The 18,288-nt window shown below is 55.3% G+C and carries 15 protein-coding genes, 1 tRNA gene and 1 pseudogene; 12 read left to right on the top strand and 5 right to left on the bottom strand.

Annotated elements, in window-relative coordinates; translation table 11 throughout:
• Positions 1 to 652: 652 nt before the first annotated feature.
• From groL to RZ35_RS03385, 3 genes are all read right to left on the bottom strand, one after another.
• The gene (gene groL, locus RZ35_RS03395) at positions 653 to 2,296 is read right to left on the bottom strand and encodes a chaperonin GroEL (protein WP_026742044.1); all 1,644 of its coding nucleotides are present in this window, start codon (positions 2,294 to 2,296) and stop codon (positions 653 to 655) included.
• Positions 2,297 to 2,341: 45 nt separating this feature from the next.
• A complete protein-coding gene (locus RZ35_RS03390) occupies positions 2,342 to 2,635 on the bottom strand; it encodes a co-chaperone GroES (RefSeq protein ID WP_026742043.1) in 294 nt (97 codons plus the stop codon).
• A gap of 206 nt (positions 2,636 to 2,841) precedes the next feature.
• Positions 2,842 to 3,315, bottom strand: a complete 474-nt coding sequence (locus RZ35_RS03385; RefSeq protein ID WP_026742042.1) for an FxsA family protein — start codon at positions 3,313 to 3,315, stop codon at positions 2,842 to 2,844.
• A gap of 422 nt (positions 3,316 to 3,737) precedes the next feature.
• Here RZ35_RS03385 and aspA point away from each other — a divergent pair, with 422 nt between their 5' ends.
• The 5 genes from aspA to RZ35_RS03360 all read left to right on the top strand — a co-directional run bounded on the left by aspA (position 3,738) and on the right by RZ35_RS03360 (position 8,142).
• Positions 3,738 to 5,177, top strand: a complete 1,440-nt coding sequence (gene aspA, locus RZ35_RS03380; RefSeq protein WP_026742041.1) for an aspartate ammonia-lyase — start codon at positions 3,738 to 3,740, stop codon at positions 5,175 to 5,177.
• Positions 5,178 to 5,339: 162 nt separating this feature from the next.
• Positions 5,340 to 5,672, top strand: a complete 333-nt coding sequence (cutA, locus tag RZ35_RS03375; protein WP_026742040.1) for a divalent cation tolerance protein CutA — start codon at positions 5,340 to 5,342, stop codon at positions 5,670 to 5,672.
• Positions 5,648 to 7,348 carry a protein-disulfide reductase DsbD gene (locus RZ35_RS03370; RefSeq protein ID WP_026742039.1) on the top strand — a complete coding sequence of 567 codons (1,701 nt, stop codon included), beginning with the start codon at positions 5,648 to 5,650 and terminating at the stop codon, positions 7,346 to 7,348. Before cutA ends, RZ35_RS03370 begins: the two co-directional genes overlap by 25 nt.
• Positions 7,349 to 7,373: 25 nt before the next feature.
• On the top strand, positions 7,374 to 7,949 hold the full coding sequence (gene dicD, locus RZ35_RS03365) for a division control transcriptional repressor DicD (protein ID WP_026742038.1): 576 nt from the start codon (positions 7,374 to 7,376) through the stop codon (positions 7,947 to 7,949).
• Between the two features lie 117 nt (positions 7,950 to 8,066).
• Positions 8,067 to 8,142: transfer RNA gene (locus RZ35_RS03360), tRNA-Phe, on the top strand.
• A gap of 467 nt (positions 8,143 to 8,609) precedes the next feature.
• Here RZ35_RS03360 and RZ35_RS17605 read toward each other — a convergent pair.
• Positions 8,610 to 8,810, bottom strand: a pseudogene (locus RZ35_RS17605) (IS1-like element transposase); the annotation flags it as partial.
• A 744-nt stretch (positions 8,811 to 9,554) separates the two neighbouring features.
• Between RZ35_RS17605 and RZ35_RS03355 the strand changes: the two are divergent.
• The 7 genes from RZ35_RS03355 (at position 9,555) to RZ35_RS03325 (ending at position 16,698) form a co-directional block, all read left to right on the top strand.
• Positions 9,555 to 10,421, top strand: a complete 867-nt coding sequence (locus RZ35_RS03355) for a MurR/RpiR family transcriptional regulator (protein WP_026742037.1) — start codon at positions 9,555 to 9,557, stop codon at positions 10,419 to 10,421.
• 13 nt (positions 10,422 to 10,434) lie between these two features.
• The gene (ddpX, locus tag RZ35_RS03350) at positions 10,435 to 11,022 is read left to right on the top strand and encodes a D-alanyl-D-alanine dipeptidase (RefSeq protein ID WP_026742036.1); all 588 of its coding nucleotides are present in this window, start codon (positions 10,435 to 10,437) and stop codon (positions 11,020 to 11,022) included.
• A 16-nt stretch (positions 11,023 to 11,038) separates the two neighbouring features.
• Positions 11,039 to 12,601, top strand: coding sequence for an ABC transporter substrate-binding protein (locus RZ35_RS03345; protein WP_036152575.1), 1,563 nt, complete (start codon positions 11,039 to 11,041; stop codon positions 12,599 to 12,601).
• Positions 12,602 to 12,865: 264 nt separating this feature from the next.
• A complete protein-coding gene (locus RZ35_RS03340) occupies positions 12,866 to 13,888 on the top strand; it encodes an ABC transporter permease (protein WP_026742034.1) in 1,023 nt (340 codons plus the stop codon).
• Positions 13,885 to 14,778 (top strand): D,D-dipeptide ABC transporter permease, encoded by an 894-nt coding sequence (gene ddpC, locus RZ35_RS03335; protein WP_026742033.1) that lies wholly within the window; start codon positions 13,885 to 13,887, stop codon positions 14,776 to 14,778. The genes RZ35_RS03340 and ddpC overlap by 4 nt, the downstream gene beginning before the upstream one ends.
• Positions 14,778 to 15,764, top strand: coding sequence for an ABC transporter ATP-binding protein (locus tag RZ35_RS03330; protein WP_026742032.1), 987 nt, complete (start codon positions 14,778 to 14,780; stop codon positions 15,762 to 15,764). Before ddpC ends, RZ35_RS03330 begins: the two co-directional genes overlap by 1 nt.
• Complete coding sequence (locus RZ35_RS03325) at positions 15,757 to 16,698, top strand: ABC transporter ATP-binding protein (RefSeq protein ID WP_026742031.1); 942 nt, start codon at positions 15,757 to 15,759, stop codon at positions 16,696 to 16,698. The genes RZ35_RS03330 and RZ35_RS03325 overlap by 8 nt, the downstream gene beginning before the upstream one ends.
• Positions 16,699 to 16,836: 138 nt before the next feature.
• Here RZ35_RS03325 and RZ35_RS03320 read toward each other — a convergent pair whose 3' ends face one another.
• Positions 16,837 to 18,285 carry an N-acyl-D-amino-acid deacylase family protein gene (locus RZ35_RS03320; protein ID WP_026742030.1) on the bottom strand — a complete coding sequence of 483 codons (1,449 nt, stop codon included), beginning with the start codon at positions 18,283 to 18,285 and terminating at the stop codon, positions 16,837 to 16,839.
• Between the last annotated feature and the right edge of the window lie 3 nt (positions 18,286 to 18,288).

The following is an 18,288-nucleotide window of genomic DNA, read 5'->3' as shown; positions in this document are numbered from 1 at the left end:
ATTTCAATGCCATCACGCCATGGCATATTCACGCGCCATTGCCCGCCTTATGGGCTATTAATACAATAAAAATCCCGCTATTAATAGCGTGGCTTATTTTCACCTTTCGGGATTAGAGCAGTTTGCGATAAAAATTGCTAATTGTTTGATTATAGGGACAAAAAACCATACTTTCGCAATGGACAATCGCCCCCCTTAGAAATAGTTTTTGGTTTGTGGGCAACTGGGAAAGCATGAACTGTCTCCCTAAAGATTCTGCCGTTTCATTGATTAATTACCCTCTTCGCTATATTTCGCGCCGATGGTGATCCTCAAAAACAATTTAGCCTGCCATCTATTAGACAGTTTTTTTGCTCGCGACAGCCACGGCCTTTCATTTATNCCCCCCCCAATTGTAAGGGTTATTTAACCGCCTGTTTCGTAGCTTAAAAAATTGAATTTGAGTCAATAAAACTTAGTAGCCTGATGCAGCGCTGATCGTCGACTTGAGTTGAATGACAGCGTAAACAAGACGAACCGCGGCAAGACATAAAAAAACGACCGGGTAATGTTGACCCGGTCGTTCTTTATTGGCTATCAGGGCTTGGAGGGATGCTGGCGTTATAGGTGCCGTCAGCCGCCTCCTAAGCGATGATGCGATGCTTAACGCATCTTACATCATGCCGCCCATACCGCCCATGCCGCCCATACCAGCAGCGCCTAAGTCTGCTTTATCTTCTTTCGGCAGGTCTGTCACCATACATTCGGTGGTGATCATCAGGCCAGCGACAGAAGAAGCGTACTGCAGAGCAGAGCGCGTTACTTTGGTCGGATCCAAGATACCCATGTCGATCATGTTGCCGTACTGTTCGCTAGCGGCGTTGTAACCGTAGTTACCTTCGCCCGCTTTCACGTTGTTGGCAACAACAGATGGCTCTTCACCGGCGTTGGCGACGATCTGACGCAGAGGAGATTCCATCGCGCGCAGCGCAACACGGATACCCACGTTCTGATCTTCGTTTTCGCCAGTCAGTGAACGGATTGCATTCGCTACGCGAACCAGCGCAACACCACCACCGGCAACCACGCCTTCTTCAACCGCGGCACGGGTCGCGTGCAGGGCATCTTCAACGCGCGCTTTTTTCTCTTTCATTTCAACTTCGGTAGCCGCACCGACTTTGATGACCGCAACGCCGCCAGCCAGTTTCGCTACGCGTTCCTGCAGTTTTTCACGATCGTAATCAGAGGTCGCTTCTTCAATCTGCTGACGGATCTGAGAAACACGGCCCTGGATAGTCGCTTCTTCACCGATACCGTCAATTACAGTAGTGGTGTCTTTGTTGATGACGACGCGTTTAGCCTGCCCCAGATCTTCCAGCGTTGCTTTTTCCAGCTCCAGACCGATTTCTTCAGAGATCACGGTACCCGCAGTCAGCGTAGCGATGTCCTGCAGCATGGCTTTACGACGGTCGCCAAAGCCCGGTGCTTTCACAGCCGCGACTTTCACGATGCCGCGCATGGTGTTCACCACCAGAGTCGCCAGGGCTTCGCCTTCCACGTCTTCAGCAATGATCAGCAGCGGTTTGCCTGCTTTGGCAACAGCTTCCAGTACCGGCAGCAGTTCGCGGATGTTGGAGATTTTTTTATCAGCCAGCAGGATATACGGGCTTTCCAGCTCAACAGAACCGGTTTCCGGCTTGTTGATGAAGTAAGGAGACAGGTAACCACGGTCGAACTGCATACCTTCAACCACGTCCAGTTCGTCCTGCAGGCCGGTGCCTTCTTCAACGGTGATCACGCCTTCTTTACCGACTTTTTCCATCGCTTCGGCAATCAGCTTGCCCACGGTATCGTCGGCGTTAGCGGAGATGGTACCTACCTGAGCGATGGCTTTGGAGTCAGAGCAAGGCACAGACAGTTTTTTCAATTCTTCGACCGCGGCGATAACGGCTTTGTCGATTCCGCGTTTCAGATCCATCGGGTTCATACCCGCGGCAACGGCTTTCAGACCTTCGTTGACGATGGACTGCGCCAGTACGGTAGCGGTAGTCGTACCGTCCCCCGCAGCGTCGTTCGCTTTGGAAGCCACTTCTTTAACCATCTGAGCACCCATGTTTTCGAACTTGTCTTCCAGCTCGATTTCGCGGGCGACGGACACGCCGTCTTTGGTGATGGTCGGAGCGCCGAAGGATTTATCCAGCACTACGTTACGACCTTTCGGCCCCAGGGTGACTTTAACTGCATCAGCCAGTACATTCACGCCGCGAAGCATTTTTACTCGAGCGTCGTTACCGAAAATTACGTCTTTAGCTGCCATTGGTTGTTTCCCTTAAATTCGTTCAGTTCAGAGGATTACGCACGATTAGGCTTCAACGATTGCCAGGATGTCGCTTTCGGACATGATCAGTACTTCATCGTTGTCGATTTTTTCTGTCTTCACGCCATAACCATCATTGAAAATAACGGTATCGCCAACTTTCACATCCAGCGGTTTAACTTCACCGTTTTCCAGGATACGCCCATGACCTACAGCCAGGACTTCGCCACGGGTAGATTTCCCCGCTGCAGAACCGGTCAGAACGATGCCGCCAGCTGATTTTGATTCAACTTCTTTGCGCTTGACGATAACGCGGTCATGCAATGGACGAATTTTCATTGATAGCTCTCCTTTGAGAAAGTCCATGTCAGTTTAGGTAACATGCCGGATATGCTTTTATATCCGACCTGGTGCAAAAGTAAGTGGGGACGTTTCGACGGGCTTCAAGGGAGAAAGGTAAAATTTTTTCTCTTTGTTCGCACTTTTTCACGGTCTGTGAAAAAAACTCAACAGATCAAATAGCTAATAAAAAAAGACCGCCTGAATCAGCGGTCGTCATTTTCATCATGTTTTTCGATGCGTTCAGGGCGTTGATCTTTACGTTGATATTCGCCCTCGAAGACATCGCCCTGCGCTCCGTCCGGACCCGACGAGCGCGAACGCCAGAGATGCAAATGCGGCATCAGTTTCAGCGTCAGATGCTTTTGCAACGCTGGCAGCAACAGCAGCAGGCCGAGGAAGTCGGTGAAGAACCCCGGCACCAGCAGCAGAAATCCCGACATCACCAGCGAAACGCTTTTCACCATTTCCGCCGCCGGGCTTTCTCCCGCTTCGATTTTTCGCTGCATTTGAATAAAGGTTCTGATTCCCTGATTGCGGACCAGTGAAACGCCGAGGCAGGAGGTAAACNCCACCAGCAGCAGCGTAATGGCGATACCCAGCACATGGGCGACCTGGATGAAAATGAAAATTTCAATGTAGGCCAACAGGAAAATCAGTATTAAAGGTATCCAGCGCACCCGGTGCTCCTGTAATTGATATTTAACGTATTAATAAAAAGTATATTCCTAAAACCAGCGCTCGTAATATGCTATCGGCGCAGTCATAAACAGCTCTCGGTGCGCATTCAACGCGCCCATCATCTCGTTACATTACGGTTGAAATGGTAGCTCATACGCTACTTTTCAACCTATGCGCGTGTTTTTTTTGGCTGCTAACGTTTTTACCTATAGTCACACGGCGTGACTATTCGTTACGATTCACTCAGGAGACAGACAATGGAATGCCCAGATGTGATCAAGGCGACTATTTCACGTACAGGTTAAGAATATAATAATGCGATAGCCGTTAGTATCGGTCAAATACACCATCCCGAATGGGAAAATGCATTACGATAAGCTGTATAAATGCTAACTTATAGAAGAGTAAGAGAAGGCTCTTTATGTCAGACAATATCCGTATCGAAGAAGATCTGTTAGGCAGCCGAGAAGTACCCGCCGATGCTTATTACGGCATCCATACCCTTCGCGCTATTGAAAACTTTTACATCAGCAATCAGAAAATCAGCGACGTCCCCGATTTCGTCCGCGGCATGGTGATGGTGAAAAAGGCGGCGGCAATGGCCAACCGCGAACTGCAGACCATCCCGCGTAGAATCGCCGACGTGATCATTCGCGCCTGCGACGAAGTGCTCAACAACGGCAAATGTTTGGATCAATTCCCGGTGGACGTCTTCCAGGGCGGAGCAGGCACCTCGTTGAATATGAACACCAACGAAGTACTGGCTAACATCGGTCTCGAACTGATGGGACACCAAAAGGGCGAATACCAATACCTCAATCCCAACGATCACGTGAACAAGTGCCAGTCGACCAACGATGCCTATCCGACCGGTTTCCGTATCGCCCTCTACAACGCGATCCTGAAACTGGTTGATGCCAACACGCATCTGGGAGAAGGGTTCGAGCGCAAAGCTAAAGAGTTTGAAAACATCCTGAAAATGGGACGGACCCAGTTGCAAGACGCCGTGCCGATGAGCCTGGGCCAGGAGTTTCACGCCTTCAACATTCTGCTGCAGGAAGAGAACAAAAACCTGCTGCGCACCGCAGAACTGCTGCTGGAGGTAAACCTGGGCGCGACGGCGATCGGCACCCGGCTGAACACGCCGGACGGCTACCAACAATTGGCTGTGCAAAAACTGTCCGAAGTGAGCCACCTGCCCTGCGTTTCCGCGGAAGACCTGATTGAAGCCACATCTGACTGCGGCGCTTATGTCATGGTGCATAGCGCGCTCAAACGCCTGGCGGTCAAACTGTCGAAAATTTGTAACGACCTGCGCCTGCTCTCCTCCGGGCCGCGCGCCGGTCTTAATGAAATCAACCTGCCGCAGTTGCAGGCCGGGTCATCCATCATGCCGGCGAAGGTCAATCCGGTTGTTCCTGAAGTAGTCAATCAGGTGTGCTTCAAGGTGATCGGCAACGATACCTGCGTCACGATGGCGGCCGAAGCAGGCCAGCTACAGCTGAACGTGATGGAGCCGGTGATCGGACAGGCCATGTTTGAGTCCACCCACATTCTGACCAACGCTTGCTACAACCTGTTGGAAAAATGCGTGAACGGCATCACCGCCAATCAGTCTGTCTGTGAGTCCTACGTATTCAACTCTATCGGCATCGTCACCTACCTTAACCCGTTTATCGGTCATCATAACGGCGACATCGTCGGTAAGATCTGCGCCGAAACCGGAAAAAGCGTACGTGAAGTCGTGTTGGAACGCGGCCTGCTGACCGAAGCTGAGCTGGACGATATTTTCTCCGTACAGAACCTGATGCACCCGGCCTACAAAGCAAAACGTTACACTGACGAAAACGAACCGCAGTAACCTTCTCCGCTCCCTTCGCCCCGACACTCGGCGGCGAAGGGAGATTCTGTGACCTTCCCCCNCTTCCTGAAGCGTCTATTTTCAACACGATCCGCGCTTACGCTCACGCTGGCCTCAAGGTATAGTGTGGCGACATTTCACGTTTCCGCTGCTGAGGTCATTATGTCTGAACCCAATGCCTGCGACGCCGTGGTGGTACTGTGTACGGCTCCCGACGACGCCAGCGCCAGAGAGTTAGCCGCCGCCGCGCTGGAAGCCGAACTGGCGGCCTGCGTCACGCTATTGCCAGGCGCCACGTCGCTTTATCGCTGGGAAAGTAAACTGGAGCAACAGCAGGAAATCCAGCTGATGCTGAAAAGCGATCAGGCGCACCTTCAAGACCTGTTTACGTTGCTGAAACAGCAGCATCCCTACCAAACGCCGGAATTATTGGCGCTCCCGGTTCACGACGGCGATAACGATTATCTCTCATGGCTCAACGCTTCTTTACGCTGATTATCCTATTCGGCACATTGCTTTTTACCGCTGTCGCACCTGCCGACAACCCCTTCGGACGTGCGCAAACGTCTCGTTTTCTACCCGCCGCGCAGGCGTTTGTCTTCGACTTCCAGCAACAGGGGAAGCAGTTAAAACTTCAGTGGATCATCCACTCCGGCTATTACTTGTATCGCCAAAAAATAGTGATTCACTCAGGCGGCACAAGGCTCACACAGGTTGATTTTCCGGCGGCCGAACGTCATCAGGACGCTTTTTTCGGCATGGTCGATATTTTCCGAAACCGCCTGCAACTGAATATTCCTTTGGACGGGATCCCACAGGGCAGCACCTTAACGGTCAGCTATCAGGGCTGCGCCGATGCCGGATTCTGCTATCCGCCGGAGCAGCACAGCATCCCGCTTAGCCAATGGGATACGGGGGAAAAGTTGTCTACCGCGCCACCGCTGCCGTTTTCGCCGTGGTGGGCCATATTGATTGGTATCGGGATCGCCTTTACACCCTGCGTGCTGCCGATGTACCCACTGATCTCCAGCTTGATTCTGGGACGGCGGGAACGCCTTTCCGCTCGACGCACTCTGCTGCTGGCCTTCGCCTATGTGCAAGGCATGGCGCTCACCTATACGCTGCTGGGATTGGTCGTGGCGGCGGCGGGTCTGCGCTTTCAGGCGGCGTTACAGCATCCTTACGTGTTAATAGGGTTGGCGTTGATGTTCACTCTGTTGGCGCTTTCCATGTTCGGGCTCTTTAACCTGCAGTTACCTTCCGCCATGCAAACGCGACTCGTTGACTGGAGTAACCGACAGGAAAGCGGTTCGTTGTATGGCGTCTTTTTGATGGGGGCGCTCGCTGGTCTGATTTGCTCGCCCTGCACCACCGCCCCACTCAGCGCGCTGCTGCTGTATATCGCCCAAAGCGGCCATATGCTGGCAGGCGGCGGTACGCTATACCTGTATGCGCTGGGGATGGGGCTGCCGCTAATCGGCGTCACCCTGTTCGGCAACCGCATCCTCCCGAAGAGCGGCCCCTGGATGAACCACATTAAAGAGGCCTGTGGCTTCGCGATGCTGGCGCTACCCGTATTCCTGCTGACGCGTCTGCTCGGCGACGATTGGGCCTGGCGACTATGGGGACTCCTCGGCGTCGCCTTCTTCGGCTGGGCGTTCGCCCTCAGTCTCCGTGGGCGAGGCGGATGGATTCGGGGTCTACAGGTCTTATTACTGCTCGGCGCGCTTATCTCCGTACGACCAATACAAGACTGGGTGTTCACCTCGGCCACATCGCCTACCGAATCCTCTTCCGGCACCGCTTTCTCGCCGATTAATACTGTGGATGAGTTGAATGCCGCGCTTCGCGACAGCAACAAGATAACTATGCTGGATCTCTATGCCGACTGGTGCGCGGCCTGTAAGTCGTTCGAGAGGGTCACATTCAGCGACGGCGAAGTTAAGCGTCAAATGTCGCGCCTGCGGCTACTGCAAGCCGACGTGACGGCGAATACGCCCGAGCAGAACGCCCTACTGACGCGGTTGCAGGTACTGGGCCTGCCAAGCATTCTGTTTTTCGACGCCTCTGGCAAAGAAATTCCGGGGTCGCGCATTACTGGTTTTATGGACGCGGCGCAGTTCCGATCGCATTTGCAGAAACTATCTCCGTCAACGACACTTGTTGATTAACGGTCACGCACTGAGAGGGGGCCCCATGCAACGGGAAAAAGTTTTGGAGCATGCGCTGACCTTGCTGGAACAGCATGGTTTCACCGCCATGACACGGGAAAAACTGGCCGACAGTCTGCACATTTCTGTGGACGAGCTGGCTCCCTTCTGGCCGGATGACGAAGCGGTGCTGTATGACAGCCTGCGCTATCACAGCCAGCAAATCGATGGTTGGCGCAGACGACTGATGCTGGACGAATCGCGTGATGTCGAGCAAAAGCTCTTGGCGCGTTATCACGTCCTGCACGAAGCGGTTAAACAAGGGCGCTACCCGGGCTGTTTATTCATCGCAGCCTGCAGTTTTTACCCTGACGTTCACCACCCTATCCACCAACTGGCCGAGCAACAAAAACAGGCGTCTTACCACTACACTAAGGCGCTGCTGGTCGAATTGGAAACAGACGATCCTGCGATGGTCGCACAGCAGATGGAGCTGATTTTGGAGGGTTGCCTGAGCAAACTGCTGGTGAAGCGTCAAATAACCGATATTGCCGTCGCCAAACGGTTGGCGGAAGACGTGTTGCGCATCGCGTGTTGCCGCCAAAACGGCGCGTTGAGTTAAGCCAGTCCTTTGATATATATCAGATAGCGTGTCTTTGACTGAAAAGTCACCAGTCAGCGCTGTTTTCCCATAAAGCCGTTGACGGCGCGGAACCAATACGGTTTAATGCGCCCCGTTGCCCGGATAGCTCAGTCGGTAGAGCAGAGGATTGAAAATCCTCGTGTCCTTGGTTCGATTCCGAGTCCGGGCACCACTTATTAAAGAAACCAGCCTGATGGCTGGTTTTTTGCTATCTGGAGTATGGACTCTCCATCGAACTCCGTTCGATTATTCGCCGCAAGCGGCTCACCCCTTTGGGGCCAGCGCGTAAACCGCGCTGTTCAACGCCTACGGCGTAGTCCGAGTCCGGGCACCACATTTCCTTTTTTATGCCTCCTTATCAATCCCTATGTTGTTGCGATTCAATAAGTTGGCGTGAAAATCTTTTCCGATGCGTTTTGATTTATNCCTTCGTATCGGGGAATTTGTGGGTCAGATTGCGGGTCATTCAGTTCGATGAACGAACGAGGCCCTATAGGGCAGGATCGTCTACCGGGGTGGGGTCAGTCCACTTCGGGTGCAGCATTACATCGATCGGAATTGATGAAGCTGCTACAGGATACAGAGCCAGGGGCTGCGATTCTCATCGAACAAGTAGACCGGACTTTCACGTTTGGATGATAGCGAGCGTTGCTGCTTTTTATTGCCAACAAATGACCACATTTCATCAACTTCGCAGATAAGCTGAATCTGGAGATTATCCAGTGGAAGTGTGGTTACATATCGCGGCGCGAGTTTTTTAAGGTGCGAACAACAGCATTAATACTGATATAACGCCCTGGCAGTATCACGAATGCCGGCCTTGTTCATTGCAAGGTCAACACTTTTACAAGAATATCCACGAATTGAACAAATGATCCTTTTAGGCTTAAATAAGGTTTTATACATAATGATATATCCTTTTTATGGCGTTATATTTAATAATAAATACAGTTACAGTCTATGCTCCGAATAATTCTCGTTGCAGACAGGTCGTCAGGAATTCGAGTGATGAGGCGCAGCCAGCGCACAAGCAACTTGAAGTATAAAGAATATAGCGACTTATCATTAATTAATTGTGTGATTTAAATCATCCCGCCTATTTTTGTTGTTGCTATTTAATCGAAGGTTTTTGATTAAATGTAGAAACAAGCGAGAATCATTCGTTCACAATGAATCGACTCGTAATCAATGCGCAAACTTTATTGTCAATAAAGTCGATCACGTTAAATATAAAATATTCTATTTTTATTTTTAGTACGGGGAGAGATAGCGATAGTTAATTTATTCCTCTGTCGAGTCACTTAATAAAAATAATTCGTTTTTTATAAAAATACATTGGCCGACGAATGATATTGAGTTATTCGCCGCTATTCCGACCGACGGATTTTCGCCGACCGATGTGCACCAACATGGATCGAACCTGCACAAATTTTGCGCTTTCAACACCGTATTCTTGGCCGAAAAGGCGAACAACTACCGCTGCAAGGCGGTTTTAGCGCCGGGAAAAAATTGGCACGCCCCCTGCATTGTTATTCGTATAACAAAAGTTCTATTGATGACAACAAGATAACATCGGGGCGGGAAATGGCGGAAAAAACGGAGTTAATCGCAAAGATTGAGGCAAGTTTTAGTCAGCAAACGCCAAGCGGCAAGCGTATCGCCGCCTGGCTGCTCACGCATGTTGAACAGATTCCGTTTGAAACTGCGGACAGCATCGCCAAAGCCACGGGAACCACCGGCATTACCGTGGGCAGATATTTACGCAAGCTGGGCTACCGTAATCTGGAGGATGCCAAAAGCTGTTTGCGCACGGTGCCGGAGATTCCCTACCGGCCCTGGGGCGTAACCGATCGTCTTGATTCATGGCAACAACAGCCCGCGTCCTCCGAACGTTTTTCCCAGTCGCTTCAGCTTGAGCTGGATGCCATCACCCGCGTTTATCAGCTGGCCCGAAGCGAAACCTTTGCTCGCGTGAGCCAGCAGCTTGCCGAGGCGGAAGCGGTCTTTGTGCTGGGGATCCAATCCACTCGCGGCATCGCCAACGTGTTTTTCAGTCACCTTGAATACCTGCGCCCGCGCGTCAGCTATGTCGACGGATTATCCGGCACCTGGGTGGAGTCGCTCAACTCGGAGTTCTCCCGACCCTATCTGGTGGTGACCGATACGCGCGCCTATTCCGCGGTGGCCCGCCGGTACTGCCGGGCCGCCAGCGAGCGCAACCTGCCGCTGGCGCTGGTGACGGATATCTGGTGTCCGTGGGCGCGGGATTACCCGATGGATTTATTACAGGTGCACACCGATACCGGCCATTTCTGGGATTCACTGGCTCCGCTGAGCTGCCTGTTTAACCTGCTGCTTTCGGCCGTGGTGGAACGGCTTGGCGAGCGTTTAGGCCCGCGCCTGGCGTTGAACCGCCAATTGCAGGAGGAGTTTGGGCAATTTGAACGTTAAACAAGGTCTGTATATGACGCAACAAATTGAATTAGTTGATGTTTTCTCTTCCATATCACAGGTGGAAGTCGATATGAAGTATGCAACGCCGGACAATATTACGGGCCAGATCATTTATAGCGAAAATCGCTGTTTACTCCATCCCGACGCGGCAAGCGCCTTGATGCGCTGCGTGGAGATCGCCGCGCTGGCGAATTTCACGCTGTTAATTTACGACGCCTACCGTCCAAAGCAGGCGCAAGAGTATCTGTGGCTGGCCTGTCCGGACCCGAAGTATGTGATGGAAGTTCCACTCGGTTCCAATCACAGCCGCGGCACCGCGGTTGACGTCACCCTGATTGATGCCGACGGCCGAGTTCTGGATATGGGCACCGGCTTTGATGAAATGCATGAATGCTCTCACCCTTATCACCCTGATGTGCTGCCTGCGGCGCAACGTAATCGTCTATTGCTGAACGCCATCATGTTTGCCGGCGGTTTTGTCGGTATCAGCAGCGAATGGTGGCACTTTGAACTGCCCGACTCCGCGGCCTATCCGTTATTAAGCGACCGTTTTAGCTGTATCGCGCCGCAAAAGGCCACGGCACCCTACCTATCTTGACACCAGGAGTACAGCCATGAAGATGACCAACACTGTTGTTTCGCTGTTTCGGCCGGNGCTGATTGCCGTGGCGATTGCCATGAGTATCACGCCTACTCTGGCGGCGGTGCCGAAAGATATGCTGGTGATTGGCAAGGCCGCCGATCCGCAAACGCTCGATCCGGCGGTGACCATCGATAATAATGACTGGACGGTTACCTATCCGGCCTATCAGCGTCTGGTGCAGTATAAAACGGTGGATGGAAAAGGTGCGACGGAGGTGGAAGGCGATTTGGCCGACAGCTGGCAAGCATCCGACGACCAGAAAGTCTGGACGTTTAAGCTGAAAAGCGGCGCCAGCTTTGCCGACGGTACGCCCGTTACGGCCGACGCGGTGAAATTCTCGTTTGAGCGGTTGCTGAAAATCGGCCAAGGGCCGTCGGAAGCCTATCCGAAAGATTTAAGCGTGGAGGTGGTCGATCCCCTGACGGTTCGTTTTACCCTCAGCGCGCCTTTCGCGCCGTTCCTGTATACCCTGGCTAACGACGGCGCCGCGATTATTAACCCGACGATGTTGAAAGAACATGGCGCCGATGACGCCAAAGGCTGGTTGGCCGAGAATACGGCCGGCTCCGGGCCTTATATGTTGCAGCGCTGGCAGAAAGGGCAGCAGCTGGTGCTGGTACCCAACCCGCATTACGGCGGCGCGAAACCTGCCTTTAAACGGGTATCCATCAAGATTATCGGCGAGAGCGCGTCCCGTCGCCTGCAGCTTTCCCGCGGCGATATCGATATCGCCGAGTCGCTTCCGGTCGACCAGCTGGCGGCGCTGAAAAAAGAAGGGAAAGTCGCGGTGGAAGAGCATCCGTCCCTGCGCGTCACCTATCTCTATCTGAATAACGGTAAAGCGCCGCTGAATCAGGTCGATTTACGGCGCGCCGTCTCATGGGCGACGGATTATCAGGGCATGGTGAACGGCATCCTCGGCGGCAACGGCAAGCAGATGCGCGGCGCCATTCCGGATGGGCTATGGGGCTACGATCCGCAGGCCATGCAGTACAGCCTCGATGCGGAGAAAGCCAAAGCCGCTTACGCCAAGGTGGCGGATAAGCCCGCCGGCCTGACGTTCCTCTATTCGGACAGCGATCCCAGCTGGGAACCGATCGCCATCTCCACGCAGGCAAGCCTCAAAACCCTGGGCATTAACGTCAGGCTGGAAAAACTGGCCAACGCCACCATGCGCGATCGCGTAGGCAAAGGAGATTACGACATCGCCATCGGCAACTGGAGTCCTGATTTTGCCGATCCCTACATGTTTATGAACTACTGGTTCGAGTCGGATAAGAAAGGTCTGCCGGGCAACCGCTCATTCTATGACAACAAAACCGTCGACGGTCTGTTGAAGAAAGCCGTCGCCACCGTCGATCAGGGGGAACGCATCAAAGATTATCAGGCGGCGCAGAAGATCGTGATCGACGAAGCGGCGTATGTCTATCTGTTCCAGAAAAACTATCAGGTGGCGATGAATAAAGACGTAAAAGGCTTTGTGTACAACCCGATGCTGGAGCAGGTGTTTAATGTGGCGGCCATGAGCAAATAACCGGCGCCGCTAATAAAAAGCCCGGCGTCGCTATTTCCCGCGCAGGCGGGGAATCCCGGTAATAACGAACAAGGATAAATAAACGGATGCGAAGGCCTTGGGGAATATCGTTTCTTTCGTCAGGACGTTGACAGCAAACGTTAAGCGACAATCGCCGGGTCAGACGCCTGNCCCTTCTTTTTCGGGGAATGCGGATCAGCGACACGACAGGGTGCGCGTCCAGACGCCACTGAACGGCGTTACTTTTTTACTGGGGGCTTCAATATGACCTTCTGGAGTATTTTACGCCAGCGCTGTTGGGGGCTAATACTCGTGGTGGCGGGGGTTTGCGTCATCACCTTTATTATTTCCCACCTTATCCCCGGCGATCCGGCCCGTCTGTTGGCCGGCGATCGCGCCAGCGATGAGATGGTGCGACATATTCGCCAGCAACTGGGATTGGACCAGCCGCTGTATGTGCAGTTTATCCGCTATGTCGGCGATTTGCTGCATGGCGATTTGGGCACGTCCATCCGCACCGGCCGTCTGGTGCTTGACGATCTGCGGACTTTCTTTCCCGCCACGCTGGAACTGGCCTTTTTCGCCCTGCTGCTGGCACTGGCGCTCGGGATTCCGCTCGGGGTGCTTTCCGCGGTGTACCGCAATCGCTGGCTCGACCACATGGTGCGTTTGCTGGCGCTCACCGGTATCTCAACCCCCGCATTTTGGCTGGGGCTGGGGGTTATCGTGCTGTTTTACGGCCAACTTAACCTACTGCCGGGCGGCGGTCGTCTGGATGACTGGCTGGACCCGCCGGCGCACGTCACCGGGTTTTATACTATCGACGCGCTGCTGGCGAAGGATGGCGAGGCGTTCTGGAATAGCCTGCAGCATTTGATTTTGCCTGCGGTGACGCTGGCCTTCGTGCATTTGGGCATTGTGGCGCGCCAGATCCGTTCCGCCATGCTGGAGCAGCTCAGCGAGGATTATATTCGCACCGCGCGCGCCAGCGGCCTGCCCGCCTGGCGCGTCATTCTTGGCTATGCGCTGCCGAATGCGCTGATCCCGTCGGTCACGGTGCTGGGGCTGGCATTGGGAGACCTGCTGTACGGCGCCGTTTTGACCGAAACCGTTTTTTCCTGGCCGGGCATGGGCGCTTATGTGGTGTCTTCTATTCAGGCGCTTGATTTCCCTGCGGTAATGGGCTTCGCGGTAGTGGTTTCACTGGCGTATGTTGCGGTGAACTTGGTGGTGGATCTCCTTTATTTATGGATTGATCCCCGTATTGCGCGTGGAGGGGCAGAATGATGTTGACCAATGAGGCGACTGCCGCGCCGGTTAAAAGCGAGCGCCAGCAACGCTGGGGTAAACGCTTCTGGCTGTTGAAAAGCAGTCCGCTGACGCTGATAGGCGGCGTCATTATGCTGGTCATGCTTTTTTTGATGATTTTCTCGCCCTGGCTAACGCCGGCGGACCCGAACGCCATCGATCTGGCGAGCCGCCTGCAGCCGCCATCGGCGCAGCACTGGTTCGGCACCGACGAGGTCGGGCGCGATCTGTTCAGCCGTGTGATGATCGGTAGCCAGCAATCGGTGGCCGCCGGGCTGGCGGTCGTGCTGTTCTCCGGCATTATTGGTTCGCTGCTGGGCTGCTTTTCCGGCGTTTTGGGCGGCTGGGCCGATGCGCTGATTATGCGCGTGATGGACATCATGCTATCGATTCCCTCCCTGGTGCTGACGATGGCGCTGGCGGCCGCGCTTGGCCCCAGTCTATTTAATGCGATGTTGGCCATCGCCATCGTGCGCATTCCGTTTTATGTTCGCCTGTCGCGCGGACAAACGCTGGTGGTGCGCCAGTTGGCCTACATTCAGGCGGCCAAAATCTTCGGCGCCACCCGTTGGCATCTGGTCAGCTGGCATGTGCTGCGCAATGCGCTGCCGCCGCTGATTGTGCAGGCTTCGTTGGATATCGGCACCGCCATCCTGATGGCCGCGACGCTGGGATTCATCGGTCTCGGCGCCCAGCAGCCAACGGCGGAATGGGGCGCGATGGTGGCTAACGGCCGCAACTATGTGCTCGACCAGTGGTGGTATTGCACCTTTCCCGGCTTGGCGATTTTGATTACCGCCGTCGGTTTCAATCTGTTCGGCGACGGTTTGCGCGATTTGCTCGATCCGAAAAGCGGGGGACGACACTAATGCACGACGACGTTCTGAATATCGATAATTTGCAGCTGAGTTTCCCCATCTATAACGGCGAAGTTCAGGCGCTTAATGAGGTTTCGCTGCATGTGAAGCGCGGCGAAATCGTCGGCGTGGTGGGGGAGTCGGGATCCGGCAAGTCGGTGACCGCGATGTTGGCGATGCGCTTGCTGCCGCCCAATAGCTATCGCATCAACGGCGGCAGCCTGACCTTGCTGGGTCAGGATGTGCTCAACGCCGACGAGAAACAGATGCGTCGGTTGCGCGGCGCCAAAGTGGCGATGATTTTTCAGGAGCCGATGACCGCGCTGAACCCGACGCGTCGTATCGGACGGCAGATGACCGACGTGATCCGTCAGCATCAGCCCCTGTCCCGCAAAGCGGCGCTGGAGAAAGCCGTCAGCCTGCTGAGCGATATGCAAATTTCCGACGCGGCGCAGGTGATGGATCGCTATCCCTTTGAACTCTCCGGCGGCATGCGGCAGCGGGTCGTGATCGCGCTGGCGTTCTCCTGCGATCCGGCGCTGATTATCGCCGATGAACCGACCACGGCGCTGGACGTCACCGTACAGCGCCAGGTGCTGCGTCTGTTGCAGCAAAAGGCGCGCGCCAGCGGCACCTCGGTATTATTTATCAGTCACGACATGGCGGTGGTATCCCAGCTTTGCGATCGGTTGTATGTGATGTACGCCGGCAGGGTGATAGAGAGCGGCGTGACGCAGGATGTGATTAAGCGTCCTGTGCACCCTTACTCAATCGGCCTGCTGCGCTGCGCGCCGGAGACATCGGCGCCCCGCGCCGTATTGCCCGCCATTCCGGGCACGGTGCCCAACCTGGCGTCGATGCCGGCCGGCTGCGCCTTTCGCGAACGCTGTTGCGCCGCAGACGAACGCTGCCTGCAACAGCCGGCATTAACATCTTGCGGCGCCAGCGGACAACGCGCCGCCTGCTGGCATCCGCAACGGGAGGTGGCGTATGTCTGAAATCTTGCTGGAGTTACAGGATGTTCACGTCAATTTTCCCGCCCGCAAAAACTGGCGCGGCAAAGTCACCGAGCGGGTACATGCGCTCAACGGTCTGGATTTACGCATTGTTCGCGGCGAAACCTTAGGCATCGTCGGGGAATCCGGCTGCGGTAAAAGCACCCTCGCCCAACTGCTGATGGGGATATTATCGCCCGCCAGCGGTGAGTGTTTTCGCGCCCGAAGCCCTTATTCGTGGCTGGGCAGCGGCATGCAGATGGTGTTTCAGGACCCGCTCTCCTCGCTCGATCCGCGTTTACCGGTATGGCGCATCATCNCCGAACCTGTCTGGCTACAGGAACATAACCGTGAACGCGAGCGCCGCGCACTGGCCGTGGAGCTGGCCGAGTTGGTCGGTATTCGCCCGGAGTATCTCGATCGGCTGCCCCATGCTTTTTCCGGTGGACAGCGGCAGCGGATTTCCATCGCCCGCGCGCTCTCTTCGCAGCCTGACATTATCGTGCTGGATGAACCGACGTCGGCGCTGGATATTTCCGTACAGGCGCAAATCCTCAACCTGCTGGTGAAATTACAGCGTCAGCGCCAACTGACCTATGTGCTGATTTCGCACAACGTGTCGGTGGTGCGGCATATGAGCGATCGGGTGGCGGTGATGTATCTCGGACAGATTGTCGAACTGGGCGATGCGCAGCAGGTGCTCTTTGCGCCGCAGCATCCCTATACCAAACTGCTGCTTGATTCGGTGCCGCGCGTCGACGGTTCGCTGGACAGCGAAGTGAAGGATCGGAAAGGGGAGCTGCCGAGCAATCGCGTATTACCGCAGGGCTGTTTTTTCCGCGAACGCTGCCCGCTGGCGGCCGCGGGATGCGAGCGGCAACAGCCGATGCAGTCGACGGCCCAGGGCAGTGAGGTTCGCTGCTGGCGCGCAGGCTAGTTTTTGTGCGCATGGCGGCGGCTTTATCCCACCCCATGACGGAATCAAAATCGGATGCAAGCCGGGACCACGCAGAGAACGCCGATTACGCTCCGCGAAATCGGCGATGATTGAGTTTTTAGGGCGGCAAGCCGCCCGCTACGCCCCTGTTCCCGCCGACGCCCGCCGCAACAATCGTCCCTGCCGCTGCTGTACGCGGCCCTGTTCATAACTCACCACACCGTTGACCACCACCAGGTCGATGCCTGGCGCAATCTGGCACGGATCGCGGTAGGTCGCCACGTCCTGAATCGTCATCATATTCACCAGCGTCACGTCGGCGAAAGCGCCTTCGCGCAACACCCCACGCTCCTCCAGACGAAAGCGCGCGGCGGACAGCCCCGTCATTTTTCGTACGGCCTCGGCAAGGCCGAACAGCTTCAGATCCCGGCAGTAATGCGCCAGCACGCGCGGAAAGGTCCCCCACAGTCGCGGATGCGGATTGGGGTCGTTAGGCAGCCCGTCGGAGCCAACCATCGACAGCGGATGCGCCAGGATCTGGCGCACGTCGTCTTCGCTCATCATGTGATAGATCGCCCCCGCAGGGCGCAGCCGCTCCGTCGCCTGCCACTGATCCACGCCCCACTGTTCAGCAATCGCTTTGAGCGTCTGTCGGGCCATCTCCGGATGGGGATCGGACCAGGTAATGAAGATCTCCATCTTGCCGTCGACGCGCCAGGCATCCAGCGTGGTGGAACTGGCTGAATAGGGATAACAGTCGCAGTTGCAGGATTGTTCGCTGGCCGCCTTTTCCAGCGCGGCCAGCGCCAGCGGCGCACGTCCCCAGTTGCCCGCACCGGCGCACTTAAGATGGGAAATCACCAAATCGGCGCCCGCCCGTCGAGCGGTGCTGAACGACTCTTGCAGCGAATCCAGCAGGCCATCATGTTCGTTGCGCATATGCGTGGTGTAGAGCGCGCCGTGTGCGCCGACGATGTCCACCAGTCGCTGCATCTCCGCCGTTGGCGCCTGCTTCGCATTGGTGTATGCCAGCCCAGAGCTGAGGCCGATAGCGCCCGCGTTGAGCGCTTTTTCCAGCGTCTCGCACATCCGTTCTAGCTCTGAAACCGTCGCCGGTCGATCGAAGCGATCCATGACGTTGGCCCGCAGCGCCGTATGGCCGATCAACGCCGCTACGTTGACGCTGGGACGGGCGTTTTCGACGGCGTCGGCATAGTCACAGAAGGNCGGATAAATGAACGCGTCTTCACCCCCCAATAAATTCATCGGATCCGGCGGCGCTCCCGGCAGCGTCACTGGCGACGCGCTGATCCCGCAGTTGCCGACGATCACCGTGGTCACGCCCTGCGAGATCTTCGCCAGCATGTCCGGTGTGCGGATGACGTGCGTATCGTCATGCGTATGGACATCGATGAATCCCGGCGTCAGACAACGGCCATCTCCTTCGATCGAACGGCCTGCGGCGTGTCCGGCCAGTTGACCGATGGCGGCGATCCGATCGCCGCGGATCGCAACGTCGGCGACATAGGGATCGGCGCCCGTCCCATCGACCACGGTGACGTTCAGGAACAGCAGATCGTAGGTCATGGT

It is taken from the genome of Lonsdalea quercina subsp. quercina, assembly GCF_000688655.1.
Classification (GTDB): Bacteria; Pseudomonadota; Gammaproteobacteria; order Enterobacterales; family Enterobacteriaceae; genus Lonsdalea; species Lonsdalea quercina.
The sequence above is the reverse complement of the archived record's forward strand: the minus strand, read 5'-3'. Positions and strand labels throughout refer to the sequence as shown.